The organism is Burkholderia sp. AU16741 (assembly GCF_002223345.1).
Taxonomy (GTDB): Bacteria; Pseudomonadota; Gammaproteobacteria; order Burkholderiales; family Burkholderiaceae; genus Burkholderia; species Burkholderia sola.
In genome coordinates this window covers 1384040-1408741 of sequence record NZ_NKEZ01000008.1, presented here as the reverse complement: position 1 = coordinate 1408741, position 24702 = coordinate 1384040, and the positions used below count along the sequence as shown (strand labels likewise).

Sequence of the window (24702 nt, the reverse complement as noted above, 5' to 3'; positions counted from 1 at the left end):
GGTGTATCGGTCCCTTTATCCGCCGGTCAGCGCCTGTACGACATACACGCGGCTGGCGGCCCCGAGCGTATCGGACAGGCGTTGCCGGTCGCGGATCGGCTGGCCGTCGATGAACACCGACAGGTGCTTTCGCAGCGCCCCCTGGTCGTCGACGATGTAGCCGCGCAGCCGCGGCTGCTCGCTGAAAATGGTGTCGAATGCTTCGCCGACCGTATGCGCATCGATGTCGCGCTCGGGCGTTTCGACATGCCGCTGGATCGACGCGGCGAAGAAGAGGTGCGCCATGGCGGTAGCTGGCAGGAGCCGCGCGTAGGGACGGCTTGTAGTTTAGGCGATCCGGCGGGCGCCGAAAGGCGGAACTGCGCCGCCGTGCGCCGCACAGCCGCTAAACCGGAATCGACCGCCCCCTGATCCGGATTCCGAGCCGCACGACGCCGATCACCGCATTCGACAGCCACGTGAGCCAGCGCGGCATCCCGCGCCGGCGGATATCGAGCAGCAGCACGATCCGCACCGCGTCGCTGTCGTTCCATACCTCGTGCGTGAACGTGTCGTCCCACAGCAGGAAGCGGCCTTCGTCGAGCCGGTATTCGCGGCCGTCGACCTTCAGCACGGCGGCCGGCGTGCCGTCCGCGCGCTTCGGCATCGACAGCACGAGATAACCGCGCAGGATGCCGCGAAACGGCCCGCGATGCGGCGGGATGTGCTTGCCGGGCGCGAGGAACGACAACGATGCGGACAGCACGTCCGGCGACGCCGCGACGAGCGACGCGACGGTCGGGCAGCGCGACAGGTTGCGCGCGAACGGCTGGCCGTACGCCTGCATGATGAACATCCGCCAGTCGCGTGCGTCGTTGGCCGAGATGTCGTACTGCTCGCGCATGATTTCGTGAAAGCGCGGGATGCGCGGCATGTCGCGTGCGACGTCGAGCGCCTCCGCGCGGATCGCGGGCCATGCGCGCACGAAACGCTCGGCATCCGGAAATGCCGCCGTGTCGAGCACCGCGCCGCTGTCGATATGGCGGTCGTACAGCGTGCGCAGCAGGGCGGCGGCATGGTCGTAAGCGGCGGACATGGTCGATCGAGGGGCGGGCCGGATGAGATGGTGGTCAGTCTGCCCGAAGCAAGACGGGCATTGCGTTACGTCAGGTTACGCCGACTGACGAATGAATGACAGTTCGGTGAATATTCGGCCGCGGCGAATGAAACGGCCGGGAATAAACCGCGCCCCTCCGTCGTCATACGGGTGCAGCACATCGTTTCGTTGACTGAAGAGGAGTGGAACATGAATACGCACTGGCTGGTGGCCGCCACGGTGGCGGCGATTTCTCTCGCAGGTGTCGCGACGCAAGCGTCGGCACAGGCGCTCACGCGCGAACAGGTCCGGCAGGAACTCGTCGATGCGGAAAACAACGGGCTGCGCTTCGTGACCGATACGTCGTATCCGGACGTGAGCCCGCTGTTCCGGCACCAGGCCGACCGGATGCCGCAGCGCCAGGCGAGCACGGCAGTCGGCGGCGATCCGGCCATGTCGTCCGAAGCGGGCAAGCCGGCGGCGATGTCGCCGCGTCGAAGCGCCGCCGCATGCGTCGGCCCCGCGAGCTTCTGCACGATTTATTTCGGAAGCTGATTCACCCGCCTGCATTCGCAGGTCACATCTATCCCGTGGTTGATCGATACGTCACATTGAAGGAGTTCATGATGAAAACATATATCGCACTACTGATGATGATCGGGACGATCGTCGGTCAGTCGGCATTCGCGCAATCGGCCGCGCCGCTGACGCGTGCACAGGTTCGCGACGAGCTGATGCGCCTCGAAGCGGCCGGGTACGACCCGGCCAAGGGCGATGAGGGCGAGTATCCGGCCGATATCCAGGCCGCGGAAGCGAAGCTCGCCGAGCAGGATAGTGCGCGAATGGCGGCGGCCACGCGGGCGCCGGCTCCCGACATGCCGGCGCAAACCAGCAACTAGGTGCCGACATGATCGTGTGTGAAGCCTGGCCGTCGTGTTCGCGAGACGGCAAACCGCACGCCCTTCCGGCCCGGCGGCGTATCGACAGGGCGCCGGTAGCGATGCCGCTCGTTGCACGCCGCTTCGCGCGGCATCGCGATCAGCTCGTCAACCGGTCACGATGAGCATGCGGGCCGATCACCACGGCATCATGCGCTGTACGACCTGATCGCGCAGCACGAAGCGGTGCATCAGCGCGGCTGCCACGTGCAGGCAGATTCCGGCGAACAGGACCCACGCGAGGATGCCGTGCACGTCGCCCATCGCGTGACCGAATCCGGAGCCGGCCGCCGACAGCGCCGGCAGCGGAATGACGCCGAGCAGCGTCACCGCCCACGCGCGTGACGACGCGTTGATCCAGCCGAGCAGCGGCACGACGATCAGCAGCGCGTAGAGCGCGCCATGTGTCGCGCCCGACAGCGCGCGCATCGCGGGCGACAGATCGCTGGCGGGCGGCCGGTGCGTCGCGCGCCACAGCACGCGGCACGCCATCGCCGCGAGCAGCGCCGTGCCGACGATCAGGTGCGCGGCGATCAGGCCGACCGGTTGCGTATCGCGATGCACGTCGGGCATCGTCCAGCCGATCGCGTATTGCGCGACGACCAGCGCCACGATCAGCCAGTGAAGAAAGCGGGCAACGGCGTCATAACGGGCGGGGGTGGACATGAAGGCTCCTGGTGGACATCCGACGGATATGAAGGGACAGCGTTCTGTGGATTCTACGGTCGAATCCTTACCGAAACGTTAAGTCCGCGGCGCCGGTCGAGATGGGCCGCCGGCACGGGGCACCTTGTTCATTGGCTGCGTTGTATTCATCGCGGGCATGGCGCGTATTCGCCCGATCTTGCACGACGTTGGTGCTTCGCGTCGGGACCATTTGCGCTGGTCGGCGAATCGGCGCGCACTGATCAGTCGATCCGGATGATCTGGAGACGGACCGGCGTCGTCGTGCGCTATCTGGGGATCTGGCAGACGCTGCAGTTCGCGGGCTATGCGCTGGAAATCTGGCTGGCGCTGACCTTCCTCGGCGCCGATCCGACGTTCGTGCAGGCGCTCGCGATCGAGGCGCTGATTCAGCTCGTGAGCAGCATCGCGTTCCCGATGCCGGGCGGCCTGGGTGTGCAGGAGGGCGGCTTCGCGCTGATTGGCGGGCTGCTCGGCTTCGACCTGCCGACCTGTCTCACGCTGGCCGGCGCGCGCCGCGTGCGCGACCTGCCGTTCTATCTGCCGGGCCTCCTCGCGTGGCAGCAGGCGGCCGGCGCGGCGCGCCCGCCGGCCGGTGCGAAGCGCGCATCGATGCCCGCCGGGGAGTCCGCCGGGCGACGCTGATGCGGCCCGGCGTTGCCGGCGTGCCGGGCGGGCAGCGGCGACGCCTATGCGGCCGCTTGCCGGTCGGCCGGCACGGCCATCAGCGCCGTTCGTCCGCGATATGGCTGCGGATCACGTCCGCGAACGACGTGTCGCCCTTCAGCCCGAGCGCTTCCGCGCGCGACGTATCCCAGCGGCCCGGCCAACTGCCGACGATCTTCTCGACGCGTTCGTCGGGCGCATGACGGATCAGCTTCACGACCTCGTCGCCCGCGACTTCGCGCAGCGCCGCGATCATCTCGTCGACCGACACCGACAGCCCCGGCAGGTTGATCACGCGCTTGTTGCCGAGCTTCGCGCCGTCGATCTCGCACCCGGCGACCAGTGCGTCGATCGCGCCGCGCGGCGACAGCAGCCACAGCCGCGTCGAGCCTGGCACCGGGCACACGCTTTCCTCGCCGTTCAGCGGCTCGCGGATGATGCCGCTCGCGAACGACGACGCGGCCGCGTTCGGCCGGCCGGGCCGCACGCTGATGGTCGGCAGTCGCAGCACGCGGCCATCGACGAAGCCGCGCCGCGCGTAGTCGCACAGCAGCAGTTCGGCGATCGCCTTCTCGGCGCCGTACGACGATTGCGGGTTCAGCGCGGTGTCGTCCTGCACGACGTCGGGCAGCGTGCCGCCGTACACCGCGACGGAACTCGTGAACACGACGCGTGGCCGGTGGCCGCGTGCGCGGCACACTTCGAGCAGCGTGCGCGACGCGTCGAGGTTGATCCGCATGCCGAGATCGAAATCGGCTTCGGCCTGCCCGCTGACGATCGCCGCGAGGTGGAAGATCGCGCCCGTCCGCGTGTCGATCGCGCTGTCGAGCACCGCGCGATCGGCGATGTCGCCGACGATCGACGTCACGCGCGCATCGCCGAAATCGCTGCCCTGGACGACGTCGAGCAGCACCAGCTCGTCGATCTTCTCGACGCGACCGTCGGGGCCGGTGAGTTCGCCGCGTTCGAGCAGCTTGCGCGCGAGGCGCTGGCCGAGAAAGCCGGCGCCGCCGGTGATCAGTACTTTCATGTTCTTTGCCCTCAGAGGAATGCTTGAATCACAGCAGGTACGGCTTGATCCAGCCGAGGCCTTCCGACGTGCCGGCCTTCGGTCGATACTCGCAGCCGATCCAGCCGTCGTAGCCGAGCGCGTCGATCACCGAGAACAGGTACGGGTAGTTGAGTTCGCCGACGTCCGGTTCGTGGCGTTCCGGCACGCCCGCGATCTGGATGTGGCCGATGCCCGCGAAATCGCGCTCGAGCTTCATCGCGAGATCGCCTTCGACGATCTGGCAGTGGTAGCAGTCGAACTGCACCTTCAGGTTCGGCGCGCCGACTTCCGCGCGGATCGCCTGCGCGTCGTCCTGGCGGCTCAGGAAATAGCCGGGCATGTCGCGCGGGTTGATCGGCTCGATCAGGATCGTGACGCCCTGCGCGGCGGCGGCCTGCGCCGCGTGACGCAGGTTCGCCAGATACGTGTCGCGATGGCGCGCGCGATCGGCGGCCGGCGGCACCATGCCGGCCATCACGTGCAGCTTCCTGTTGCCGATCACGCGCGCATAGTCGAGCGCCTGGTCGATGCCGCGGCGGAATTCGTCCTCGCGGCCCGGCAGCGATGCGATGCCGCGTTCGCCCGCGGCCCAGTCGCCCGGCGGCGCGTTGAACAGCGCCTGTTCGAGGCCGTGCGCGTCGAGGCGCGCGCGGATGTCCTCGGCGGCGAAGTCGTACGGGAACAGGTATTCGACGGCCTTGAAGCCGTCGTGGGCGGCAGCGGCGAAGCGGTCGAGAAACGCATGCTCGGTGTACATCATCGAGAGGTTGGCGGCGAAGCGTGGCATGGCGGCGGGTCCTGTGAATGAATGGGGCGGGGCGGCGAGCGCCTGCGTCGAACGATGAATCGGCCAGCGGCGGATCAGCGGTTCACGAGTTTGGCCGGCGTGAACCACACGGCGATCGCGCCGAGCACCAGCATCGCCGCGAGCACGTACATGCCGGACGCGGTGCTGTGCGTGGCGTCCTTCAGGTAGCCGATCACGTACGGGCTCGCGAAACCGGCGAGGTTGCCGACCGAGTTGATGATCGCGATCCCGGCCGCGGCCGCGGAGCCCGCGAGGAACGCGGTCGGCAGCGACCAGAACAGCGGCGCGCAGGTCAGCACGCCGCCCGCGGCGAGCGACAGGAACACGATCGACACCGCCGTATTGTGCGAGTACGACGCGGCGACCGCAAACCCGACCGCGCCCATCAGCGCCGGCACGATCAGGTGCCAGCGGCGTTCGCGGCGCTTGTCCGTGCTGTGGCCGAACAGGTTCATCACGACGATCGCGACGACGAATGGAATCGCCGACAGCAGGCCGATCTGCAGCGTGTCGGTGATGCCGGTCGATTTGACGAGCGTCGGCATCCAGAACGTGAGCCCGTACTGGCCGGTGACGAACGCGAAGTAGATCAGCGACATCCACCACATGCGCGGGTCCGAAAACACGGCCTTCAGCGAATGGCCGTGCTTCTGCTGTTCCTGCGGCTGCGCGGCGATCTCGTCTTCGAGCAACTGCTTCTCGCGCTCGTCGAGCCACTTCGCGCCGCGGATGCTGTTGTCGAGATACAGGATCGTCGCGATGCCGACGAGCACGGCCGGCACGGCTTCGATCATGAACATCCATTGCCAGCCGTGGAAGCCCGAGCCGCCGTGGAAGCGCTCCATGATCCAGCCCGACAGCGGGTTGCCGAAGATGCCCGACACCGGAATCGCGGACATGAACACCGCGATGATCTTCGCGCGGCGATGCGACGGGAACCAGTACGTGAGGTACAGGATCACGCCCGGATAGAAGCCGGCTTCCGCGAGGCCGAGCAGGAAGCGCAGCACGTAGAACTGCGTGGGCGTCTGCACGAACGCGAACAGCGCGGAAAGCAGGCCCCACGTGATCATGATCCGCGCGATCCAGATGCGTGCGCCGATGCGGTGCATCAGCAGGTTGCTTGGCAGTTCGAACAGAAAGTAGCCCAGAAAGAAAATCCCCGCGCCGAGACCGAATACGGTTTCGCTGAACGCGAGATCCTGCGACATCTGCAGCTTGGCGAAGCCGACGTTCACGCGGTCGAGATACGCGACCACGTAGCAGAGCATCAGGAACGGCACGATGCGCCAGAACACTTTCTTGTAGGTGCGGTCGAGTTCGCCCGATCGGGCGGCCGCGGCGGGCGAGCGGCTTGTGGCCGCGTCGAGAGCAGTCATCGTCGTCTCCAATGATGTTATGTGCCGGCGGCGCGTACGCCGCCGGTCGTGTGTGTGCTGACGGAAAGGCCCGCGCACACGGCGGGCAGGGAAAGCGGTGCGTCGATCCGTGCCGCGGCGCGCTACCAGCGCGCGCCGAAGCTCTGGCGCAGTTCGTCGAGCGCCGCGTCGGACAGCGGTTCCGGCTTCGGCTGCGTCATCAACCACAGCCGCGCCGTTTCCTCGAGTTCCTCGAGCGCATACGACGCGTGCGATACCGACGGTCCCCACATCACGGGGCCGAGGCGATCGAGCAGCACGCCGCGCACCCGGTCGGCCAGCGCCGCGACTTCGGCCGCGACGGCCGGGTCGCCGGGGCGGCGGTAACGGATCAGCGGAATGTGGCCGACCTTCATCACGTAGTACGGCGTGATCGGCGGCAGCACGTCGGTGTCGCGCCATACGCCGGCAAGCGTCAACGCGACGAGATGCGTCGAATGCGTGTGGACGACGCCATGCGCCGCCGCGTTGCGCGCGTAGATGCCGCGATGCAGCGCGAGCGTCTTCGACGGCTTGCCACCCGATACGGGCTCGCCATCCGCGCCGACCTTCGCGATGTCGTTCGGGTCGAGCCGGCCGAGGCACGCGTCGGTCGGCGTGATCAGCCAGCCGTCGTTCAGGCGCGCGCTGATGTTGCCGGCGCTGCCGACCGCATGGCCGCGCGCATACAGGCTCGCGCCCACCACGCAGATCTCTTCGCGCAGTTTTGCTTCGTCGCTCATCGTGCGGCTCCGTCCAGCGCGCGCAGCGCCTTGTCGAAAAATTCGGTGGTGCCGAAGTTGCCGGATTTCAACGCGAGGCCGAGCGGCTGTGCGTCGATGGTGGCCGTGGCCGGCACGCCCGGGTCGATCTGCGCGCCGATCTGCAGCGACTTCACGTCGAGCGCCTGCACGACCGCGCCGGACGTCTCGCCGCCCGCGACCACGAACTTGCGCACGCCGAGTTCGCGCAGCCCGCGGGCGATCGCCGCGAGCGTGCTTTCGACGAGATGGCCGGCCGCGTCGACGCCGAGCGCCTGCTGCACGGCCTTCACTTCGTCGGGCGCTGCCGTTGCGTAGATCAGCACGGGCTGCGGCAGGTGCGAGCGCGCGAAGGCGAGCGCCTGTTCGACGACGGGCTCGCCGCGCGAGGCCGCGAGCGGATCGATGCGGAAGCTCGGCCGCGTCGCGCGCCACGCGGCGACCTGCGCGTTGGTGGCTTTCGATGCGCTGCCGGCGAGCACGGCCGACAGCCCTTCGATGCGCGGCAGCGACGCCGCGTTGTCGCGCTCGGGTAACTGCGCCGCGCGGCGGAAATTCGCGGGCAAGCCGAGCGCGATGCCCGAGCCGCCGGTGACGAGCGGCAGGCCCGCGCACGCTTCGCCGAGTACGTAGAGGTCGCTGTCCGACAGCGCATCGGCGATCGCGAAGCGTGCGCCTTCCGCGCGCAACTGGTCGATCCGCGCCCGCACGGCGGCCGCGCCGAGCGCGATCGTGTCGTAGCGGATCAGGCCGACCGGCGATTTCGTTTGCCGTTGCAGCACGCGCACGAGGTTCGCGTCCTTCATCGGCGTGAGCGGGTGATGCTCCATCCCCGATTCGTTCAACAGCACGTCGCCGACGAACAGGTGGCCGCGGTAGATCGTGCGGCCGTTCTCCGGGAACGCCGGGCACGCGATCGTGAAGTCGCCGCCGGCCGCATCGAGCAGCGCGTCGGCCACCGGACCGATGTTGCCGGCGTCGGTCGAATCGAACGTCGAGCAGTACTTGAAGAGGAACTGGCGGCACCCTTGCGCGCGCAACCATTCATACGCGGCGAGCGATTGCGCGACGGCGTCGGCGGCGGGAATCGTGCGCGACTTCAGCGCGACGACGATCGCGTCGGCATCGACGATCGTGTCGGCCGCGCCGTCGGCGGGCACGCCGATCGTCTGCACGGTGCGCATGCCGCTCTTCACGAGCATGTTCGCGAGATCGGTCGCGCCGGTGAAATCGTCGGCGATGCAGCCGAGCAGGGGACGGGAAGCGGAGGCGGTCATGGCGGGCACGTCGTTCGAATCAGCGGGCGGGCGGCAGCGTGATGCCGGGGAAAGTCTTGATCACGGCGGAATCGTCCTCGCCGCCGTGGCCGGCGCTCGACGCGCTCATGAACATCTGGTGCGCGGTGGCCGACAGCGGCAGCGGGAATTTGCTGCGGCGCGCGGTGTCGAGCACGAGGCCGAGATCCTTCACGAAGATGTCGACGGCTGACAGCGGCGTGTAGTCGCCGTTCAGGATGTGCGGCACGCGGTTCTCGAACATCCACGAATTGCCCGCGCTGTGCGTGATCACGTCGTACAGCGCGTCGGCATCGACACCTTCGCGCAGGCCCAGCGCCATCGCTTCGGCGGCCGCCGCGATGTGCACGCCGGCCAGCAGCTGGTTGATGATCTTCACTTTCGAGCCGACGCCGTGCGCGTCGCCGAGGCGGTACACCTTGCCGGCGATCGCGGCGAGCACGTCCTCGCAGCCCGCATAGGCGGCGGCCGGGCCCGACGTCATCATCGTCATCTCGCCGGAGGCCGCGCGCGCGGCGCCGCCCGACACGGGCGCGTCGAGCATCTGCAGGCCCGCCGCTTCGATGCGCGCGCCGAGCGCGACCGCGAATTCGGGCGCGACGGTCGCGCTCGCGATCACGACGCCGCCCGGCTTCATCGCCGCGACCGCACCGTGTTCGCCGAACAGCACCGTTTCCGTTTGCGCGGCATTGACGACGAGCGTGACGACGACGTCGCACTGCCCGCCGAGTTCGGCCGGCGTCGCGCAGGCGATGCCGCCTTCGGCGGCGAACGCCTGCAGCACGGTGTCGCGCACGTCGCATGCGTGAACGTGCAGGCCGGCGCGCAGCAGCGACCGTGCGACGCCGAGGCCCATCGCGCCGAGGCCGATGACTCCAACATTTCTTGACATGGTCAACCTTGATCGATTCGGGAGAGGTTCCGGACAGAGGCGGCGGGTGCCGCCGGATTCAGCAGATGCCGGCTTCCGCGAGACGGCGCGCCGCGTTGTACATGTGCGTGCGTGCCGCGTTGCGGGCGGCCATCGGGTCGCGTGCGCGGATCGCGTCGGCGATCGCCGCGTGTTCGTCGCGCACCTGCCGCGAGAAATCCTCGCGCGTCGCTTCGTTGCTGCGCGTGACCTTCACGCCGGCTTCGAGGTACTGGTTCAGGAACTGCAGCGTCTTCAGGAAATACGGGTTGCCGGTGACGGCCGCGATCGTGCGGTGGAACGCGACGTCTTCCGCGACGCCGTCGCGCCCTTCGGCCACCGCTTCTTCGATCTTGCGCAGCGCGTCGTCGATGTCGGCCATGTCGTCGTCGGTGTGGTGCAGCGCGGCTTCGGCCGCGACTTCCGCCTCGATCGCGCGGCGCACGGCGAGCAGGTGCGGCAGCGAACTCGCCTCGACGGCTTCCGCGTAGTCGATCCGCAGCGGCCGGATCGCGCCGTGCTGGTTCACGAACACGCCGCTGCCCTGGCGCGGTTCGACCACGCCTTCGTTCTTCAGCCGCGAAATCGCCTCGCGGATCACGGTGCGGCTCACGCCGAATTCCTGCGCGAGCACGGCCTCGGTCGGCAGCTTGCCGGTGGCCGAGAAGCTGCCCGCTTCGATCTGTTTGAGCAGTTGCTGCGCGACGTGGTCGCTCATCGCACGGGCGGGAATTTTCTCGAACATGGTGCTCTGGTTTGTAAGGTGATGTGGTCATCATACAAATTAGAGCGGGCATCAGCATCCCGGGATAACCCTCGTTGAAGAAGATCAACGTCGGCTAAATTGACTGGAACCGGTTCCAAAAGAATCGAAGCCGACGCAAACGTGCGTCGTTCTGCAATCGATTAGGGAGGGCGCGGGCCGCCGGGCCCGTCAGTCGGCGATGTCCTCGACCGGGTCGGCCGACGCATCGGGCATCGCGGCCACGTCGACCACGTCGACCACGTCGCCGCCGCGCTCGCGATACGTCGCCGGCGGCACGCCGAACTGCTTGCGGAATTCGCGCCCGAGGTGCGACGCATCGGCGAATCCGCAGCTCGACGCGATATCGGCGACCGTGCGGTCCGAGCTCGTCAGCAGCCACGCGGCCGTGCGCAGCCGCACCTGTTTCGCGAAGGCCTGCGGGCTCTTGCCGGTCTCGGCCTTGAACAGCCGCTCGAGTTGCCGCGTCGACAGGTCGAGCTTGCACGCGAGTTCCTCGAGCGGCAGCGCACGCCCCACGTGCTGTTCCATCAGAAGAATCGCGCGCTTGACCTTCGGGTGCGTCGCCGGTTCGAGCCCCGGCGGATGCGGCTGCGGCGCATTGCCTTTCTGCATCTCGCCGACGAGCAGGATGCGCAGCGCCTTCTGCACGGTCGCGTGATCGAAATGGCGCAGCAGGATCGCGGCGGCGACGTCGATCGACGCGCGGCCGCCCGAGCACGTGATCCGGCGCCGGTCGATCACGAACAGCCGGTCGGCGATCAGCAGGTCGGGATCGGCGGACGGAAAGCGCTCGATGAAATCCCAGTAATGGAACCAGCTCACGCAGGTGCGGTAGCCGTCGAGCACGCCGGCGCGCATCAGCGTGAACACGCCGGTGCAGATGCCGACGACCGTCGCGCCGCCCGTCGCCGCGCGGCGGATGACCTCGAGCGTTTCAGGGCCGGCCTGCGGCCCCGAATGCAGCAGCCCGCCGACCACCACCACGTAGTCGAACGGCTCGGCCGCGTCGAACGTCTCCCACGGCGTGATCTGGATCCCGCAGCTCGCGCGCACCGGCGCGAGCGTCTCGCCGATCACGCTCCACGCGCAGCGCACGGGCTTGCTGTAGTCGCCGTCGTCGGCCGACAGCCGCAGCATGTCGACGAAGCCGGAGAAGGCCGTCAGCGTGAAGTTCGGCAGCAGCACGATGCCGAAGCGGATGCGCCGCGGCGCGGGTTCTGCGAGGGGGGAAGCGGGTACGTCGGGGGTCATCGCGGCCAATCTCGTCACGCCGGGCAGGCGGTCTCACTCGTTTCACACTGTTTGCGGGTTGCGGCTGCCGGAGGCGGCGCGGATGCAGCCAGCGTCGCCGATCGGCCGCGGCCGGACTTGTGGTTTTTCGTCGCGAACCATCGCCAAAACGCACTTTCGGGCCGGCCGGCACGGCGCTTGGCGGCGGTATCCCACGCCGATGCCGTTTTTGTTCTATCGGCCGATTTTACGCTTTGATGTACTGGGGCCCAACGACATTTCACGCATGCAACCCAAAGGAAGCCAGATGAACGTCAGCGCGTTCGACCTGTTCAAGATCGGCATCGGCCCGTCCAGTTCGCATACGGTCGGCCCGATGATCGCCGCGTGCCGCTTCGCGTCGCACGTCGAGGACGCGAACCTGCTCGGCTTCGTGCGCCGCGTGCGGGTCGAGCTGTACGGCTCGCTCGGCGCGACCGGCAAGGGCCACGGCACCGACAAGGCCGTGCTGCTCGGCCTCGAGGGCCACCTGCCGGACACGATCGATCCCGACCTGATCGAGCCGCGCCTCGCCGCGATCCGCGCGGAGAAGACGCTGTCGCTGCTCGGCAAGCAGACGGTGCGCTTCGACGAGAAGGAACACATCGGCTTCTATCGCAAGCTGATGAGCGGCACGAGCATCGTGCACCCGAACGGGATGCGCTTCCAGGCATTCGACGAACACGGCCAGTTGCTGGTCGAGAAAGAGTATTACTCGGTCGGCGGCGGCTTTGTCGTGAACCGCGACGGCGATCGTGTGAACGGCGTGCGTGCGGCGGTCGAGGTGCCGTATCCGTTCCGCACCGGCGACGATCTGATGCGCCAGTGCCGCGAGCACGGGTTGTCGATCGCCGAGCTGATGCTGCGCAACGAATGCGCGCTGCGCCCCGCCGACGAAGTGCGCGCCGGGCTGCTCGCGATCTGGCGCACGATGGCCGCCTGCGTCGAGCGCGGCTGCAAGGTCGAGGGCGACCTGCCGGGGCCGATGCGCGTGAAGCGCCGCGCGGCCGAGATGAACAGCAGCCTGCGCGCGCGTTCGGAAGAGTCGCTGCGCGACCCGCTGTCGATGCTCGACTGGGTCAACCTGTATGCGATGGCCGTGAACGAAGAGAACGCGGCCGGCGGCCGGGTCGTCACCGCGCCGACCAACGGCGCGGCCGGCGTGATCCCCGCGGTGCTGCACTACTACGTGAAGTTCGTGCCGGGCTCGAACGAAGCCGGCATCGTCGAATTCCTGCTGACGGCCGCGGCGATCGGGATCATCTACAAGGAAACCGCGTCGATCTCCGGCGCGGAAGTCGGCTGCCAGGGCGAAGTAGGCGTCGCGTGCTCGATGGCCGCCGCCGCGCTCGCCGCGGTGATGGGCGGCACGCCCGACCAGGTCGAGAACGCGGCCGAGATCGGCATGGAGCACAACCTCGGGATGACCTGCGATCCCGTTGGCGGCCTCGTGCAGATTCCGTGCATCGAGCGCAACGCGATGGGCGCGATCAAGGCGCTGAACGCGTCGCGCATGGCGCTCAAGGGCAATGGCCAGCACTACGTATCGCTCGATTCCGTGATCAAGACGATGCGCGAGACCGGCGCCGACATGAAGACGAAATACAAGGAAACGTCGCGCGGCGGCCTCGCCGTGAACGTCATCGAATGCTAACGAAGGATCCAAACATGAGCCGCTACTCGATATTCAGCCTGTTCCGCAACGGCCTCTCGTATCACGAGAACTGGGAAAAGCAGTGGAAGAGCCCGGAGCCGAAGAAGGAATACGACGTCGTGATCGTCGGCGGCGGCGGCCACGGCCTCGCGACCGCGTACTACCTCGCGAAGGAGCACGGGATCACGAACGTCGCGATCCTCGAGAAGGGCTGGATCGGCGGCGGCAACACCGCGCGCAACACGACGATCGTGCGCTCGAACTATCTGTGGGACGAATCGGCCGCGCTGTACGAGAAGGCGATGAAGCTGTGGGAAGGGCTGTCGCAGGATCTCAACTACAACGTGATGTTCAGCCAGCGCGGCGTGATGAACCTCGCGCACACGCTGCAGGACGTGCGCGACACCGAGCGGCGCGTGAACGCGAACCGGCTGAACGGCGTCGACGCCGAATTCCTGACGCCCGCGCAGATCAAGGAAATCGAGCCGACGATCAACCTGAACAGCCGCTACCCGGTGCTCGGCGCATCGATTCAGCGCCGTGCGGGCGTCGCGCGCCACGACGCGGTGGCCTGGGGCTTCGCGCGCGGTGCGGACCGCGCCGGCGTCGACATCATCCAGAACTGCCAGGTGACGGGCATTCGCCGCGAAGGCGGGGCGGTGGTCGGCGTCGATACGGTGAAGGGCTTCATCAAGGCGAAGAAGGTCGCGGTGGTCGCGGCCGGCAACACGACGACGCTCGCCGACATGGCCGGCGTGCGTTTGCCGATCGAAAGCCACCCGCTGCAGGCGCTGGTGTCCGAGCCGATCAAGCCGGTCGTCAACTCGGTGATCATGTCGAACGCGGTGCACGCGTACATCAGCCAGTCCGACAAGGGCGACCTCGTGATCGGCGCCGGTATCGACCAGTACACGGGCTTCGGCCAGCGCGGCAGCTTCCACATCATCGAAAGCACGCTGCAGGCGATCGTCGAGATGTTCCCGGTGTTCTCGCGCGTGCGGATGAACCGCCAGTGGGGCGGCATCGTCGACGTGTCGCCGGACGCGTGCCCGATCATCACCAAGACCGACGTGAAGGGCCTGTACTTCAACTGCGGCTGGGGCACCGGCGGCTTCAAGGCGACGCCCGGCTCGGGCTGGGTGTTCGCGCACACGATCGCCCGCGACGAACCGCATCCGCTGAACGCGCCGTTCGCACTCGACCGTTTCTACACGGGCCACCTGATCGACGAGCACGGCGCAGCCGCCGTCGCGCACTAACCGCACTGAAGGAGAAAGAAACATGTTGCTGATCGAATGTCCGTGGTGCGGGCCGCGCGCCGAATCCGAGTTCACGTGCGGCGGTGAAGCCGACATCGTGCGCCCGGTGGCGAACGAGACGATGACCGACCGCGAATGGGGCGAATACGTGTTCATGCGCGAGAACAAGCGCGGGCTGCACAAGGAGCAATGGCTGCATACGCAGGGTTGCCGCCGCTGGTTCAAGGTCACGCGCGACACGGTGACCTACGATATCAAAGGCTACGAAAAGTTCGGCGGGGCCGCCAACCAGGGCGCCGCTGCCGGCAACGCACACGAAGAGGGCACGAGCAAATGAGCCAGAAAGACCGCCTCGGCACCGGTGGCCGCATCAATCGCGCGATTCCGCTGACGTTCACGTTCAACGGCCGCACGTATCAGGGCTTCCAGGGCGATACGCTCGCGTCCGCGCTGCTCGCGAACGGCGTGCACTTCGTCGCGCGCAGCTTCAAGTACCACCGCCCGCGCGGGATCGTGACGGCCGACGTCGCGGAACCGAACGCCGTCGTACAGCTCGAGACCGGCCCGTACACGGTGCCGAACGCGCGCGCGACCGAGATCGAGCTGTATCAGGGCCTCGTCGCGACGAGCGTGAACGCCGAGCCGACGCTCGAGAACGACAAGTACGCGATCAACCAGAAGTTCTCGCGCTTCATGCCGGCCGGGTTCTACTACAAGACCTTCATGTGGCCGCGCAACATGTGGCCGAAGTACGAAGAGAAGATCCGCGAAGCGGCCGGCCTCGGCAAGGCGCCCGAGGTGCTCGACGCCGATCGCTACGACAAGTGCTACGCGCACTGCGACGTGCTCGTGGTCGGCGGTGGCCCGTCGGGCCTCGCCGCCGCGCATGCGGCCGCCACGGCCGGCGCGCGCGTGATCCTCGTCGACGACCAGCGCGAACTCGGCGGCAGCCTGCTGTCGTGCCGCGCGGAGATCGACGCGAAGCCCGCGCTGCAATGGGTCGAGAAGATCGAGGCCGAGCTGCGCAAGCTGCCCGACGTGACGATCCTGTCGCGCAGCACCGCGTTCGGCTATCAGGACCACAACCTCGTGACGGTCACGCAGCGCCTGACCGATCATCTGCCGGTATCGATGCGCAAGGGCACGCGCGAGCTGCTGTGGAAGGTCCGCGCGAAGCGCGTGATCCTCGCGACCGGCGCGCACGAGCGGCCGATCGTGTTCGGCAACAACGACCTGCCGGGCGTGATGCTGGCGGGCGCGGTGTCGACCTACGTGCATCGCTTCGGCGTGATGCCGGGCCGCAACGTGGTCGTGTTCACGAACAACGACCGCGCATACCAGACCGCGCTCGACCTGAAGGCGTGCGGCGCGAAGGTGACGGTCGTCGATTCGCGCGCGTCGTCGAACGGCGCGCTGCCGGCGGCGGCCAAGCGGCAGGGCGTGACGGTGATGAGCGGTGCGGTCGTCACGGCCGCTTCGGGCAAGTGGCGCGTATCGTCGGTCGACGTCGCGTCCTACTCGAACGGCCAGACCGGCGGCAAGCTGCAGACGCTGCCGTGCGACCTCGTCGCGATGTCGGGCGGCTTCAGCCCGGTGCTGCACCTGTTCGCGCAGTCGGGCGGCAAGGCGTGCTGGAACGACGAGAAGGCGTGTTTCCTGCCCGGCAAGCCCGTGCAGGCCGAAGCGAGCATCGGCGCGGCGGCCGGCGAATTCGGGCTCGCCCGTGCGCTGCGCCTCGCGGTCGATGCGGGCGTGGAAGCGGCGAAGGCGGCCGGCTTCACGGCCGCGCAGCGCCCGGCCGCGCCGCAGGTCGCCGAAGCCGTCGAAGGTGCATTGCAGCCGTTGTGGCTCGTCGGCAGCCGTGAAGCCGCGGCACGCGGGCCGAAGCAGTTCGTCGATTTCCAGAACGACGTCGCGGCGGCCGACATCCTGCTCGCCGCGCGCGAAGGCTTCGAGTCGGTCGAGCACGTGAAGCGCTATACGGCGATGGGCTTCGGCACCGATCAAGGCAAGCTCGGCAACATCAACGGGATGGCGATCCTCGCGGGCGCGCTCGGCAAGACGATCCCCGAAACGGGCACGACGACGTTCCGCCCGAACTACACGCCCGTGTCGTTCGGCACGTTCGCGGGCCGCGAGACGGGCGATTTCCTCGACCCGATCCGCAAGACGGCCGTGCACGAATGGCACGTCGAGCACGGCGCGATGTTCGAGGACGTCGGCAACTGGAAGCGGCCGTGGTATTTCCCGAAGAACGGCGAGGATCTCCATGCGGCGGTGAAGCGCGAGTGTCTCGCGGTGCGTAACAGCGTCGGCATTCTCGACGCGTCGACGCTCGGCAAGATCGACATCCAGGGCCCGGACGCGGTGAAGCTGCTGAACTGGATGTACACGAACCCGTGGAACAAGCTCGAAGTGGGCAAGTGCCGCTACGGGCTGATGCTCGACGAAAACGGGATGGTGTTCGACGACGGCGTGACCGTGCGCCTCGCCGACCAGCATTTCATGATGACGACCACCACCGGCGGCGCGGCGCGCGTGCTGACGTGGCTCGAACGCTGGCTGCAGACCGAATGGCCCGACATGAAGGTGCGGCTCGCGTCCGTCACCGATCACTGGGCGACGTTCGCGGTGGTCGGCCCGAAGAGCCGCAAGGTCGTGCAGAAGGTGTGCCAGGACATCGACTTCGGCAATGAAGCGTTCCCGTTCATGAGCTACCGCAACGGCACCGTCGCCGGCGCGAAGGCGCGCGTGATGCGGATCAGCTTCTCGGGCGAGCTGGCCTACGAAGTGAACGTGCCGGCGAATGCGGGCCGCGCGGTGTGGGAAGCGCTGATGGCGGCCGGCGCCGAGTTCGACATCACGCCGTACGGCACCGAGACGATGCACGTGCTGCGCGCGGAGAAGGGCTACATCATCGTCGGCCAGGATACCGACGGCTCGATCACGCCGTTCGACCTCGGGATGGGCGGTGTCGTCGCGAAATCGAAGGACTTCCTTGGCAAGCGCTCGCTGTCGCGCTCCGATACGTCGAAGGAAGGCCGCAAGCAGTTCGTCGGCCTGCTGACCGAAGACGAACAGTTCGTGCTGCCGGAAGGCGCGCAGATCATCGCGAAGGACACGCAAGTGTCGGCAACCGATCCGACGCCGATGATCGGCCACGTGACGTCGAGCTATTACAGCCCGATCCTGAAGCGCTCGATCGCGCTCGCGGTGGTGAAGGGCGGCCTGAACAAGATGGGCGAGAGCGTCGTGATTCCGCTGGCCAACGGCCGCCGCATCACCGCGAAGATCTCGAGCCCGGTTTTCTACGATACCGAAGGGGTGCGTCAGCATGTGGAATGAAACGAGAAACCAGACGCAGGTGGCGGGCGCGGGCGGCGTGACGCTTGAATCGCCGTTCGTCGGTGCGGCCGACGTGCTGAAGCCGCACCAGGCGCGCGCTTCGAAGAAGTTCACGCTGCGCGAGCGGCCGTTCCTCGATCTCGTCAACGTGCGCGGCGAGTTGAGCGACCCGGCATTCGTCGCCGCGTTCGAGCGCGTGGTCGGCTGCCGGCCGCCCGCGGTGCCGAACACGGTGGCGCGCGGCGCCGAGTACGACGTGCTGTGGCTCGGCCCCGACGAATGGCTCGTGCGGTCGAACGGGCCGGTTCAGGCCGGCGTGCTCGAAGCGAAGCTGGCGGAAGCCGTGCAGGGCTTGTACGCGGCGGCCGTCGACGTCGGCAGCGGCTACACGGTCGTCGAGATCACCGGCGAACGCGTGCGCGACGTGATCGCGCGCGGCTGCCCGCTCGATCTGCATCCGCGCGTGTTCAAGCCGGGCCAGTGCGCGCAGTCGCACTACTTCAAGTCGCCGATCACGCTGATCCCGACCGGCGACGACACGTTCGAAATCGTCCTGCGCCGCAGCTTCGCCGACTATTTCGTGCGCATCATGCTCGACGCCGCGGCGCCGCTCGCATCATGAAGCCGTTCGACGAACCGTTCGTGGCGATCGACGCGCCGCGCCTGCGCGGGCGCGGCTGGAGCGTGTTCGTCGACGAACTGAAAGTGCCCGCGCGGATCGGCATTCATGCGCACGAGCATGAAGCGCCGCAGCCGATCGTGATCGATGCGCGGCTCGGGTATCGCTGCGAGCCGAGCGAGCAGGGCGAGTGGATCGACTATGACGGCTACTGCGCGCGCGTCGCGTCGTTCCTGTCGAACAAGCCGCATACGCGGTTGCTTGAAACGCTCGTTGCCGATCTCGCGGTGCTGTCGTTCCGCGAATGGCCGGCGCTGGAATCGCTGACGCTGTCGGTGCACAAGCCGAAGATCCGGCCGGGGACCAAGCGCGTGGGCGTGTCGCTCGACTGGACGCGCGGCGATTACCTGCGGTGGACGGGGGCTGCGGGGCAGCTTTGATCAAAGGGGGCTGGATCAAGGCACGAGGGAGGTGATCCGGCGATTCCATGGGGCGGCGGCGCGAATGCGCCGCCGCACTCGTTTACAGTTCCTGAAATATCAGAATAATGGGCCGCCGCCGGCCATTGAGTCGTTTGTTCCTGAAATGCCGGAACAATTCGATGCTGCATCGGCTCCGGTCGCTGGCGTGCGCGTTGCGTACGGGAGCGACGGGCGACACGGGACGGGCGGCAGTTCAGTTCGGCTGCGTCAACTGGGCTTCCCACTTCTTCAGGATGCGCACGCGTGCCTGACTGAAATCCACCCAACAACTCAGCCAGGCGTCGCTCGGTATCGTTTGCTGCGGATTGACGGTTTTCACGTAGTCGCACGTATCGCCGGCAAAGGCGGCCCAACTCGTCTGCGATTTCGCGAGCTGGGCGGCAGCGTCGGGATTGCGTTGTCGCAGTGTGCGCGCAAGCGACCGGTACGCGCTGTCGACTTGCTGCAGCTGCTGATCGAGCACGCAACGTCGCACGGCTTCCATCGTCGGCCCGGCCTGTTCGCAGTCGACGGCGGCGAACGCCGATACAGGGCCGGCCGACAGCGCGGCAATGGCGAACAGCCGGGCCGCGCAGCGACGGGCCGAAGCCATGCGAACGCGGGCGCCCATTGCTTACTTCGCGTTGCGGTTCGCGGCGGACGCGGAGCCGGACGGATCGCTGACCGGCACCATGTGCGCCTTCTCGTCGTTCCCGGTATTCGCGCTTTTCGCATCGTCGTCGGGTTCGAGCACGAACCGGAACGAATCGACCCGCTGCATCACTTTCGCCGCATACGCACTGGATCCGCCGCTGTAGCTTTTCAGCCCGGCCTGCACGTTGCCGCCGGCTGCTTTCACATAGCCTGACAGGATCCGCGAACCGACCTCGACGTTCGCATTCGGCTCGGTCAGGTCCTTCACGTCGCGCAGCATGCCGCGGTGCGCGGACGGCACGACCTGCATCAAACCGGTCGCGCCATGCTGGCCGCGCGCCTTTTCCTGGAAGCGCGATTCGATCGAAATAATCGCGTAAACGAGTGCCGGCGGCAGCGAATATTTCGTCGCGGTGACGCTCACGATATCGGCGAGCTTCGCGGCCTTTTCTCTTGCGACGCCGAATTTCTTGGTCAGGTAGGACGTGATGCGGCGGTTTGCTTCGTTAGGCTGATCGTTGGCGTTCGCGAGCGGTGCGGACGCGACAGTCGGCGTCGATGCCAGTGCGTCGGGCGCGGAGGCATGCAATGCGGGCGCCTGCTGCGCCGCGGCCTGTTGCGCAATGCCGAGCGAAAGCACGATCAGCCAGAAGAACCGTCGTCGCATGGTCGAGTGCGGGGAAATGGGAGGCGCATAGTATATCGGCCAATCGCGGCGAGTGGTCGAGCACCGGCTCGAATGAAAGCGACGTGTAGGCTTGTCACGTTCGCGATGATCGACGCGCCGATCGTTGCGCGGACACGCATCGGAGTCCGCATGAACGCTAGTTGATGATCTCGCCAATGCCGGTTTCGATCCGGATTCTGAGCTCCTGGATGAATGCCGGATCGTAGGGTTCCCAGCTATCGAGTTCGCCGACGATCTTCAAAGGCGAGGTGCTCCGATACGATCGCGTCGGATTGCCGGGGAATTTCTTGTCCGTGACGTTCGGGTCGTTTTCGAATTCGCCGGTGGGCTCGACGATGTAGACGCGCGGCCGGCCTTCGCCTCTGGCCATTTCAGCAGCCAGGCCGGCGCCTTTGGGCAGCGCCGTGAAATAAATGTGATTCATCACGACGTCATGCCGATAATTCGATCTGAAGCCTGCCGTCAGCAAGTCGCCGATCCGCAAATCCGCTTTCGTGCCATGAAAAAACGGGCCGGTGTCCAAGGCAGCCATGGTTTCTCCTTCGAAGAATTTCGCACCGGCTGCTACGCGCGCCGCGCGCTCGCTACCCGCGCCATCGCGCCGATCGCATCGCTGACGAGCACCGCGAGCAAGCCGACGATCACGCCGCCTTGCAGCACGAACGCCGTGTTCGACGTCTGCAGGCCCGCGATGATCACGTCGCCGAGCCCGCGCGCGGCGACCGTCGAGCCGATCGTCGCGGTGCCGAGATTGATCACGACCGCGAGGCGGATGCCGTTGACGATCACCGGGAACGCGAGCGGCAGCTCGACGGATACCAGTTGCTGCCAGCCGCTCATCCCCATCCCGCGCGCGGCGTCGACGACGTCGCGCGGCACGTCCTCGATCCCCGCGATCGTGCTTTCGAAAACCGGCAGGAGCCCGTACAGCACGAGCGCGATCAGCACGGGTTTCAGTCCGAAGCCGACGGCCGGCACGGCAAGCGCGAGCACGGCGACCGGCGGGAAGGTCTGGCCGATGTCGACGACGCTGCGCGCGACCGGCAGGAAATCCGCGCCGAACGGCCGCGTGACCGCGATGCCGGCCGCGACCGCGATGATCGTGCCGATCAGGCTCGACAGCGCGACCGTGCCGAGATGGGCGAGCGTGAGATCGAGCAGGCTCGCCCGATCGTAGATCACCGGTGCGCCGTTGTCCGCGAACGGTGCGAACAGGCCCTGCAGCCACGCGGGGCGCAACAGCAGCACGAGCAGCAGCGCGAGCGCGGCCGCGCGGGCGACGTACGCGGGAAACGAAGATCGCTTGGGCCGCATGCTGCCGTGCGTCGTCATGCGGGCTGCCTCGCGTGCGAGCGGATCGCGTCGAGCGTGATGCGGCGGGGGCTATGTGCGTGGCGGTTGCCGTCGGCCGTATCGTCGACGGGCAGCGCATCGACGCCGCGCCACAACAATTCGGACACCGCATCGCGCAGCGTGCGCGTCGCCGCGATCGGTTCGCCGTCGGCGTGGCCGGCTTCGGCCACGGCGTCGATCGGCGTGAGCGCGAGCAGGCGCAGCGGCCGGTCGACGCCCGCGACGAGCTGTTCGACCACACCGGCTGCCGGCTTGCCGAGAATCTCGGCCGGCGACGCGACCTGCAGCAGCCGGCCTCCGTCCATCACCGCGATCGTGTCGCCGAGCTTCAGCGCTTCCTCGATATCGTGCGTGACGATCACGACCGTGATGCCGAGGCGGCGCTGCAGCGCGAACAGGTCGTCCTGCGCCTTGTTGCGGATGATCGGGTCGAGCGCGCCGAACGGTTCGTCCATCAGCAGCATCGCGGGCTCGGCCGCAAGGGCGCGCGCCACGCCGACGCGCTGCTGCTGGCCGCCCGACAGTTCGTGCGGCAGCTTGCCCGCGAATTCGGCCGGCGCGAGATGGAACAGGTCGAGCAGTTCGTTCACGCGCGCGTCGATGCGTTCGGCCGGCCAGCCGAGCAGGCGCGGCACGGTCGCGATGTTGCGCGCGACGCTCCAGTGCGGAAACAGTCCATGCCCCTGGATCGCGTAGCCGATGCCGCGCCGCAACTGCTCGGGTGCAACGGTCGCCGTATCGACGCCGTCGATGCGGATCGTGCCGCTGGTCGGCGCGATCAGCCGGTTGATCATGCGCAGGAGCGTCGACTTGCCGCTGCCCGAGGCGCCGACGAGCGCGGTGATCGTGCCGCGTTGCATCGTCAGCGATACGTCGTCGACGGCGACCGCGTCGCCGAAGCGTTTGCCGACTCGTTCGATCTCGATCATCCTGCACGTCCCTTCGCGAGCGACGTCGCGGCTTCGAACACGACGGCGGCCGCCAGTGCGAGCGCGATCGTCGGGATCGCGCCGAGCAGCACGAGATCGGCGGCCGATTGCCCGATCCCCTGGAAGATGAAGGTGCCGAATCCGCCGCCGCCGATCAGCGCGGCCACCGCGGTCAGCCCGATGTTCTGGACGAGCACGATGCGCACGCCGCTCAGGATCACCGGCAGCGCGAGCACGAGATCGACGCGCAGCAGCCGCTGCGCACGCGTCATGCCCATCGCGCGCGCGGCTTCGGTCACGTGCGGCGGCACCTGTTCGAGCCCGACCACGACGCTCGAGGCGATCGGCAGCAGCGAGTAGAGGAACAGCGCGAGCACGGCCGGCGCGACGCCGATCCCGCGGATGCCGAGCGCGGCCGCGAGCGGCACGTGCGCGGCGAGCAGGCCGAGCGGCGCCATCATCAGCCCGTACATCGCGATGCTGGGGATCGTCTGCACGATATTGAGCACGGGCATCGCGACGGTGCGCACCGTCGCGATGCGCGCGCAGGCGATGCCGAGCGGCACGCCCGCGACGAGCGCGGCGGCCACCGAGCCGCCCGCGAGCGATACGTGACGGATCGCTTCGCGCCAGAAATCGTCGCTGCGCACCGCGTATTCGCGCATCACGGAGAGACCGTCCCACCAGCCGCTCGCGAGCGGCACCGAAACCGCCGCTATCGCGACGGCGAGCGCGGCGAGGCGCCGCCACGGGCCGAACGCGAGGCGCGCGAGCGCGTCGGCGATCAGCACGGCCCACGCGAACAGCAGCAGCCAGACGCCGGCGTCGGGCGACACGCGGGCCAGCATGTCGTCGGGCGCGACGACGTGCGTTGCCGCCGCGCCGACCGCATACGCGAGCGTCGCGAGCCCCGCGCAGCCGGCCGCGAGCCGCCACACGGGACGGCTCGCCGTCATCGCCCACAGCGCGCCGACGGTCCACAGCGCGGCGAGCGCGGCGCCCTGCATGGCGGGCAGCGCGGCGAACACCGACAGTCCGGTGCCGGCCGCGATCCGGTTCGGCCGCAGGACCGCGAACGACAGGCCGAACACCGCGACGATCGTCAGCATGCCGATCAGGATGCCGACCTTGTCGAGCGTGACGCGCCGCGCGGACGCCGCCGCGCGCGCCGTCATTTCACGAAGCCCTTCGCTTTCAGGTAGCTTTTCGCGACGCCGGCCGCCGGCTCGCCGTTGAGCTGGATGCGGGCGTTCAGCGATTGCAGCGTTTTCAGGCCGAGGCTCGCGAATACGGGCTTCAGCAAGTCGGCGATCTGCGGATGCGCTTTCAGCGCGGCTTCGCGGATCACCGGCGCCGGCGCGTAGACGGGCTGCACGTGCTTGTCGTCGTCGAGCACCGCGAGGCCGCTCGATGCGATGCCGCCGTCGGTGCCGTAGACCATCGCGGCGTTCACGCCGTCGGTCTGGTTCGCGGCGGCCTTGATCGTCGCGGCCGTGTCGCCGCCGGACAGCACGACGAGCTGCTCGGGCTTCAGCTTGAAGCCGTACGCCTTCTCGAACGACGGCAGCGCGGACGCGCTGTTCACGAATTCGGCCGAGGCCGCGAGCTTCACCTTGCCGCCGCCGGCTACCCACTTGCCGAAGTCGGAGAAGGTCTTCAGATGCTGCGACTGCGCGACGGGCGCGATCAGCGCGACGCCCCACGTGTTGTTCGCGGGCGCCGGTGCGAGCCATACGAGATGGTTCGCCGCGTAGTCGAGTTTCTTCGCGGTGTCGTAGCCTTGGCTCGCGTTCTTCCACACCGGATCGTCGGCCTTGTTGAAGAAGAACGCGGCGTTGCCCGTGTATTCGGGGTAGATGTCGATCTCGCCGCTCGTGAGCGCCTTGCGCACGATCGGCGTCGTGCCGAGCGCGATCTTCTCGGTGACGGGAATGCCGTGGGCCTTCAGCACCTGTGAAATGAGGTTGCCGAGCAGGTTGCCTTCGGTGTCGATCTTCGACGACACCACGACGGGCGTGTCGGCGTGCGCGCCGGGCGCGACGATCGCGGCGGCGAACGCGAGGCCCAGGATCCGGGCGGGCAGGGCGAGCTTCATCGGGGCCAATCTCCAGGACGGGGGC

Annotated in this window: 26 protein-coding genes and 1 pseudogene; 9 read left to right on the top strand and 18 right to left on the bottom strand. The window is 67.8% G+C overall.

What is annotated here, in order from left to right; all coding sequences use genetic code 11:
* Positions 1-15: 15 nt before the first annotated feature.
* On the bottom strand, positions 16-285 hold the full coding sequence (locus tag CFB89_RS26750) for a MoaD/ThiS family protein (protein WP_089470472.1): 270 nt from the start codon (positions 283-285) through the stop codon (positions 16-18).
* A gap of 100 nt (positions 286-385) precedes the next feature.
* Positions 386-1075 (bottom strand): aspartyl/asparaginyl beta-hydroxylase domain-containing protein, encoded by a 690-nt coding sequence (locus CFB89_RS26745; RefSeq protein WP_089470471.1) that lies wholly within the window; start codon positions 1073-1075, stop codon positions 386-388.
* Between the two features lie 210 nt (positions 1076-1285).
* On the opposite strand from CFB89_RS26745, the gene CFB89_RS26740 reads away from it, so the two are divergent.
* Together CFB89_RS26740 and CFB89_RS26735 are read left to right on the top strand one after the other, a co-directional pair.
* The gene (locus tag CFB89_RS26740; RefSeq protein ID WP_089470470.1) at positions 1286-1630 is read left to right on the top strand and encodes a DUF4148 domain-containing protein; all 345 of its coding nucleotides are present in this window, start codon (positions 1286-1288) and stop codon (positions 1628-1630) included.
* 71 nt (positions 1631-1701) lie between these two features.
* Positions 1702-1974 (top strand): DUF4148 domain-containing protein, encoded by a 273-nt coding sequence (locus CFB89_RS26735; protein WP_089470639.1) that lies wholly within the window; start codon positions 1702-1704, stop codon positions 1972-1974.
* 177 nt (positions 1975-2151) lie between these two features.
* Here the strand turns inward: CFB89_RS26735 and CFB89_RS26730 are convergent, their stop codons facing one another.
* A complete protein-coding gene (locus CFB89_RS26730) occupies positions 2152-2679 on the bottom strand; it encodes a cytochrome b (RefSeq protein WP_089470469.1) in 528 nt (175 codons plus the stop codon).
* A 213-nt stretch (positions 2680-2892) separates the two neighbouring features.
* Between CFB89_RS26730 and CFB89_RS35810 the strand changes: the two are divergent.
* Positions 2893-3342: pseudogene (locus tag CFB89_RS35810) on the top strand (lysylphosphatidylglycerol synthase domain-containing protein); the annotation flags it as partial.
* Between the two features lie 79 nt (positions 3343-3421).
* Here CFB89_RS35810 and denD read toward each other — a convergent pair.
* From denD to CFB89_RS26685, 8 genes are all read right to left on the bottom strand, one after another.
* The gene (gene denD, locus CFB89_RS26720) at positions 3422-4393 is read right to left on the bottom strand and encodes a D-erythronate dehydrogenase (protein WP_089470468.1); all 972 of its coding nucleotides are present in this window, start codon (positions 4391-4393) and stop codon (positions 3422-3424) included.
* Positions 4394-4421: 28 nt separating this feature from the next.
* Positions 4422-5201: a 2-oxo-tetronate isomerase gene (gene otnI, locus CFB89_RS26715; RefSeq protein ID WP_089470467.1), complete on the bottom strand. Its 780-nt coding sequence runs from the start codon at positions 5199-5201 to the stop codon at positions 4422-4424.
* A gap of 74 nt (positions 5202-5275) precedes the next feature.
* The gene (locus CFB89_RS26710; protein ID WP_089470466.1) at positions 5276-6601 is read right to left on the bottom strand and encodes an MFS transporter; all 1326 of its coding nucleotides are present in this window, start codon (positions 6599-6601) and stop codon (positions 5276-5278) included.
* A 122-nt stretch (positions 6602-6723) separates the two neighbouring features.
* Positions 6724-7362, bottom strand: a complete 639-nt coding sequence (locus CFB89_RS26705; RefSeq protein ID WP_089470465.1) for an aldolase — start codon at positions 7360-7362, stop codon at positions 6724-6726.
* Positions 7359-8657 carry a 3-oxo-tetronate kinase gene (gene otnK, locus CFB89_RS26700; RefSeq protein ID WP_089470464.1) on the bottom strand — a complete coding sequence of 433 codons (1299 nt, stop codon included), beginning with the start codon at positions 8655-8657 and terminating at the stop codon, positions 7359-7361. The genes CFB89_RS26705 and otnK overlap by 4 nt, the downstream gene beginning before the upstream one ends.
* A 19-nt stretch (positions 8658-8676) precedes the next feature.
* Complete coding sequence (gene ltnD, locus CFB89_RS26695; RefSeq protein ID WP_089470463.1) at positions 8677-9567, bottom strand: L-threonate dehydrogenase; 891 nt, start codon at positions 9565-9567, stop codon at positions 8677-8679.
* Positions 9568-9625: 58 nt separating this feature from the next.
* On the bottom strand, positions 9626-10330 hold the full coding sequence (locus tag CFB89_RS26690; protein ID WP_089470462.1) for a FadR/GntR family transcriptional regulator: 705 nt from the start codon (positions 10328-10330) through the stop codon (positions 9626-9628).
* 189 nt (positions 10331-10519) lie between these two features.
* Positions 10520-11602 (bottom strand): GlxA family transcriptional regulator, encoded by a 1083-nt coding sequence (locus CFB89_RS26685; protein ID WP_089470638.1) that lies wholly within the window; start codon positions 11600-11602, stop codon positions 10520-10522.
* 286 nt (positions 11603-11888) lie between these two features.
* Between CFB89_RS26685 and CFB89_RS26680 the strand changes: the two genes are divergently transcribed.
* Genes CFB89_RS26680 through CFB89_RS26655 form a run of 6 tightly spaced genes read left to right on the top strand, consistent with a single transcriptional unit; the run spans position 11889 to position 18937 of the window.
* Entirely contained in the window at positions 11889-13274 is a 1386-nt protein-coding gene (locus CFB89_RS26680) for an L-serine ammonia-lyase (RefSeq protein ID WP_089470461.1), read from the top strand.
* 14 nt (positions 13275-13288) lie between these two features.
* The gene (locus tag CFB89_RS26675) at positions 13289-14533 is read left to right on the top strand and encodes a sarcosine oxidase subunit beta family protein (RefSeq protein WP_006480591.1); all 1245 of its coding nucleotides are present in this window, start codon (positions 13289-13291) and stop codon (positions 14531-14533) included.
* A 22-nt stretch (positions 14534-14555) separates the two neighbouring features.
* Positions 14556-14870, top strand: a complete 315-nt coding sequence (locus CFB89_RS26670; RefSeq protein WP_027808690.1) for a sarcosine oxidase subunit delta — start codon at positions 14556-14558, stop codon at positions 14868-14870.
* Positions 14867-17878: a sarcosine oxidase subunit alpha family protein gene (locus CFB89_RS26665; protein WP_089470460.1), complete on the top strand. Its 3012-nt coding sequence runs from the start codon at positions 14867-14869 to the stop codon at positions 17876-17878. Before CFB89_RS26670 ends, CFB89_RS26665 begins: the two co-directional genes overlap by 4 nt.
* Positions 17868-18500 (top strand): sarcosine oxidase subunit gamma, encoded by a 633-nt coding sequence (locus tag CFB89_RS26660; protein WP_089470459.1) that lies wholly within the window; start codon positions 17868-17870, stop codon positions 18498-18500. The genes CFB89_RS26665 and CFB89_RS26660 overlap by 11 nt, the downstream gene beginning before the upstream one ends.
* Positions 18497-18937 carry a dihydroneopterin aldolase gene (locus CFB89_RS26655; protein WP_089470458.1) on the top strand — a complete coding sequence of 147 codons (441 nt, stop codon included), beginning with the start codon at positions 18497-18499 and terminating at the stop codon, positions 18935-18937. The genes CFB89_RS26660 and CFB89_RS26655 overlap by 4 nt, the downstream gene beginning before the upstream one ends.
* Positions 18938-19172: 235 nt before the next feature.
* Here the strand turns inward: CFB89_RS26655 and CFB89_RS26650 are convergent, their stop codons facing one another.
* The 7 genes from CFB89_RS26650 to CFB89_RS26620 all read right to left on the bottom strand — a co-directional run bounded on the left by CFB89_RS26650 (position 19173) and on the right by CFB89_RS26620 (position 24677).
* Positions 19173-19571, bottom strand: a complete 399-nt coding sequence (locus tag CFB89_RS26650) for a lysozyme inhibitor LprI family protein (RefSeq protein WP_256979764.1) — start codon at positions 19569-19571, stop codon at positions 19173-19175.
* A 21-nt stretch (positions 19572-19592) separates the two neighbouring features.
* On the bottom strand, positions 19593-20279 hold the full coding sequence (locus CFB89_RS26645) for a lytic transglycosylase domain-containing protein (RefSeq protein WP_089470456.1): 687 nt from the start codon (positions 20277-20279) through the stop codon (positions 19593-19595).
* A 157-nt stretch (positions 20280-20436) separates the two neighbouring features.
* Positions 20437-20832 (bottom strand): NAD(+)--rifampin ADP-ribosyltransferase, encoded by a 396-nt coding sequence (arr, locus tag CFB89_RS26640; RefSeq protein WP_089470455.1) that lies wholly within the window; start codon positions 20830-20832, stop codon positions 20437-20439.
* Between the two features lie 32 nt (positions 20833-20864).
* Positions 20865-21632, bottom strand: a complete 768-nt coding sequence (locus CFB89_RS26635; RefSeq protein ID WP_089470454.1) for an ABC transporter permease — start codon at positions 21630-21632, stop codon at positions 20865-20867.
* Positions 21629-22582, bottom strand: coding sequence for an ABC transporter ATP-binding protein (locus tag CFB89_RS26630; RefSeq protein WP_089470453.1), 954 nt, complete (start codon positions 22580-22582; stop codon positions 21629-21631). The genes CFB89_RS26635 and CFB89_RS26630 overlap by 4 nt, the downstream gene beginning before the upstream one ends.
* The gene (locus CFB89_RS26625) at positions 22579-23757 is read right to left on the bottom strand and encodes an ABC transporter permease (RefSeq protein ID WP_089470452.1); all 1179 of its coding nucleotides are present in this window, start codon (positions 23755-23757) and stop codon (positions 22579-22581) included. The genes CFB89_RS26630 and CFB89_RS26625 overlap by 4 nt, the downstream gene beginning before the upstream one ends.
* Positions 23754-24677: an ABC transporter substrate-binding protein gene (locus tag CFB89_RS26620; RefSeq protein WP_089470451.1), complete on the bottom strand. Its 924-nt coding sequence runs from the start codon at positions 24675-24677 to the stop codon at positions 23754-23756. The genes CFB89_RS26625 and CFB89_RS26620 overlap by 4 nt, the downstream gene beginning before the upstream one ends.
* Positions 24678-24702: the final 25 nt, after the last annotated feature.

Bases quoted from the DNA above. Each gene is read 5' to 3' on its own strand.
- CFB89_RS26740 (WP_089470470.1), top strand. From the start codon at position 1,286: ATGAATACGCACTGGCTGGTGGCCGCCACGGTGGCGGCGATTTCTCTC.
- CFB89_RS26705 (WP_089470465.1), bottom strand. From the start codon at position 7,362: ATGAGCGACGAAGCAAAACTGCGCGAAGAGATCTGCGTGGTGGGCGCG.
- CFB89_RS26680 (WP_089470461.1), top strand. From the start codon at position 11,889: ATGAACGTCAGCGCGTTCGACCTGTTCAAGATCGGCATCGGCCCGTCC.
- CFB89_RS26660 (WP_089470459.1), top strand. From the start codon at position 17,868: ATGTGGAATGAAACGAGAAACCAGACGCAGGTGGCGGGCGCGGGCGGC.
- CFB89_RS26650 (WP_256979764.1), bottom strand. From the start codon at position 19,571: ATGGCTTCGGCCCGTCGCTGCGCGGCCCGGCTGTTCGCCATTGCCGCG.
- CFB89_RS26690 (WP_089470462.1), bottom strand. From the start codon at position 10,330: ATGTTCGAGAAAATTCCCGCCCGTGCGATGAGCGACCACGTCGCGCAG.
- arr (WP_089470455.1), bottom strand. From the start codon at position 20,832: ATGGCTGCCTTGGACACCGGCCCGTTTTTTCATGGCACGAAAGCGGAT.
- otnI (WP_089470467.1), bottom strand. From the start codon at position 5,201: ATGCCACGCTTCGCCGCCAACCTCTCGATGATGTACACCGAGCATGCG.
- CFB89_RS26730 (WP_089470469.1), bottom strand. From the start codon at position 2,679: ATGTCCACCCCCGCCCGTTATGACGCCGTTGCCCGCTTTCTTCACTGG.
- CFB89_RS26625 (WP_089470452.1), bottom strand. From the start codon at position 23,757: ATGACGGCGCGCGCGGCGGCGTCCGCGCGGCGCGTCACGCTCGACAAG.
- CFB89_RS26750 (WP_089470472.1), bottom strand. From the start codon at position 285: ATGGCGCACCTCTTCTTCGCCGCGTCGATCCAGCGGCATGTCGAAACG.
- CFB89_RS26630 (WP_089470453.1), bottom strand. From the start codon at position 22,582: ATGATCGAGATCGAACGAGTCGGCAAACGCTTCGGCGACGCGGTCGCC.
- CFB89_RS26665 (WP_089470460.1), top strand. From the start codon at position 14,867: ATGAGCCAGAAAGACCGCCTCGGCACCGGTGGCCGCATCAATCGCGCG.
- CFB89_RS26670 (WP_027808690.1), top strand. From the start codon at position 14,556: ATGTTGCTGATCGAATGTCCGTGGTGCGGGCCGCGCGCCGAATCCGAG.
- CFB89_RS26710 (WP_089470466.1), bottom strand. From the start codon at position 6,601: ATGACTGCTCTCGACGCGGCCACAAGCCGCTCGCCCGCCGCGGCCGCC.
- denD (WP_089470468.1), bottom strand. From the start codon at position 4,393: ATGAAAGTACTGATCACCGGCGGCGCCGGCTTTCTCGGCCAGCGCCTC.
- CFB89_RS26745 (WP_089470471.1), bottom strand. From the start codon at position 1,075: ATGTCCGCCGCTTACGACCATGCCGCCGCCCTGCTGCGCACGCTGTAC.
- otnK (WP_089470464.1), bottom strand. From the start codon at position 8,657: ATGACCGCCTCCGCTTCCCGTCCCCTGCTCGGCTGCATCGCCGACGAT.
- CFB89_RS26645 (WP_089470456.1), bottom strand. From the start codon at position 20,279: ATGCGACGACGGTTCTTCTGGCTGATCGTGCTTTCGCTCGGCATTGCG.
- CFB89_RS26685 (WP_089470638.1), bottom strand. From the start codon at position 11,602: ATGACCCCCGACGTACCCGCTTCCCCCCTCGCAGAACCCGCGCCGCGG.
- ltnD (WP_089470463.1), bottom strand. From the start codon at position 9,567: ATGTCAAGAAATGTTGGAGTCATCGGCCTCGGCGCGATGGGCCTCGGC.
- CFB89_RS26655 (WP_089470458.1), top strand. From the start codon at position 18,497: ATGAAGCCGTTCGACGAACCGTTCGTGGCGATCGACGCGCCGCGCCTG.
- CFB89_RS26735 (WP_089470639.1), top strand. From the start codon at position 1,702: ATGAAAACATATATCGCACTACTGATGATGATCGGGACGATCGTCGGT.
- CFB89_RS26635 (WP_089470454.1), bottom strand. From the start codon at position 21,632: ATGACGACGCACGGCAGCATGCGGCCCAAGCGATCTTCGTTTCCCGCG.
- CFB89_RS26675 (WP_006480591.1), top strand. From the start codon at position 13,289: ATGAGCCGCTACTCGATATTCAGCCTGTTCCGCAACGGCCTCTCGTAT.
- CFB89_RS26620 (WP_089470451.1), bottom strand. From the start codon at position 24,677: ATGAAGCTCGCCCTGCCCGCCCGGATCCTGGGCCTCGCGTTCGCCGCC.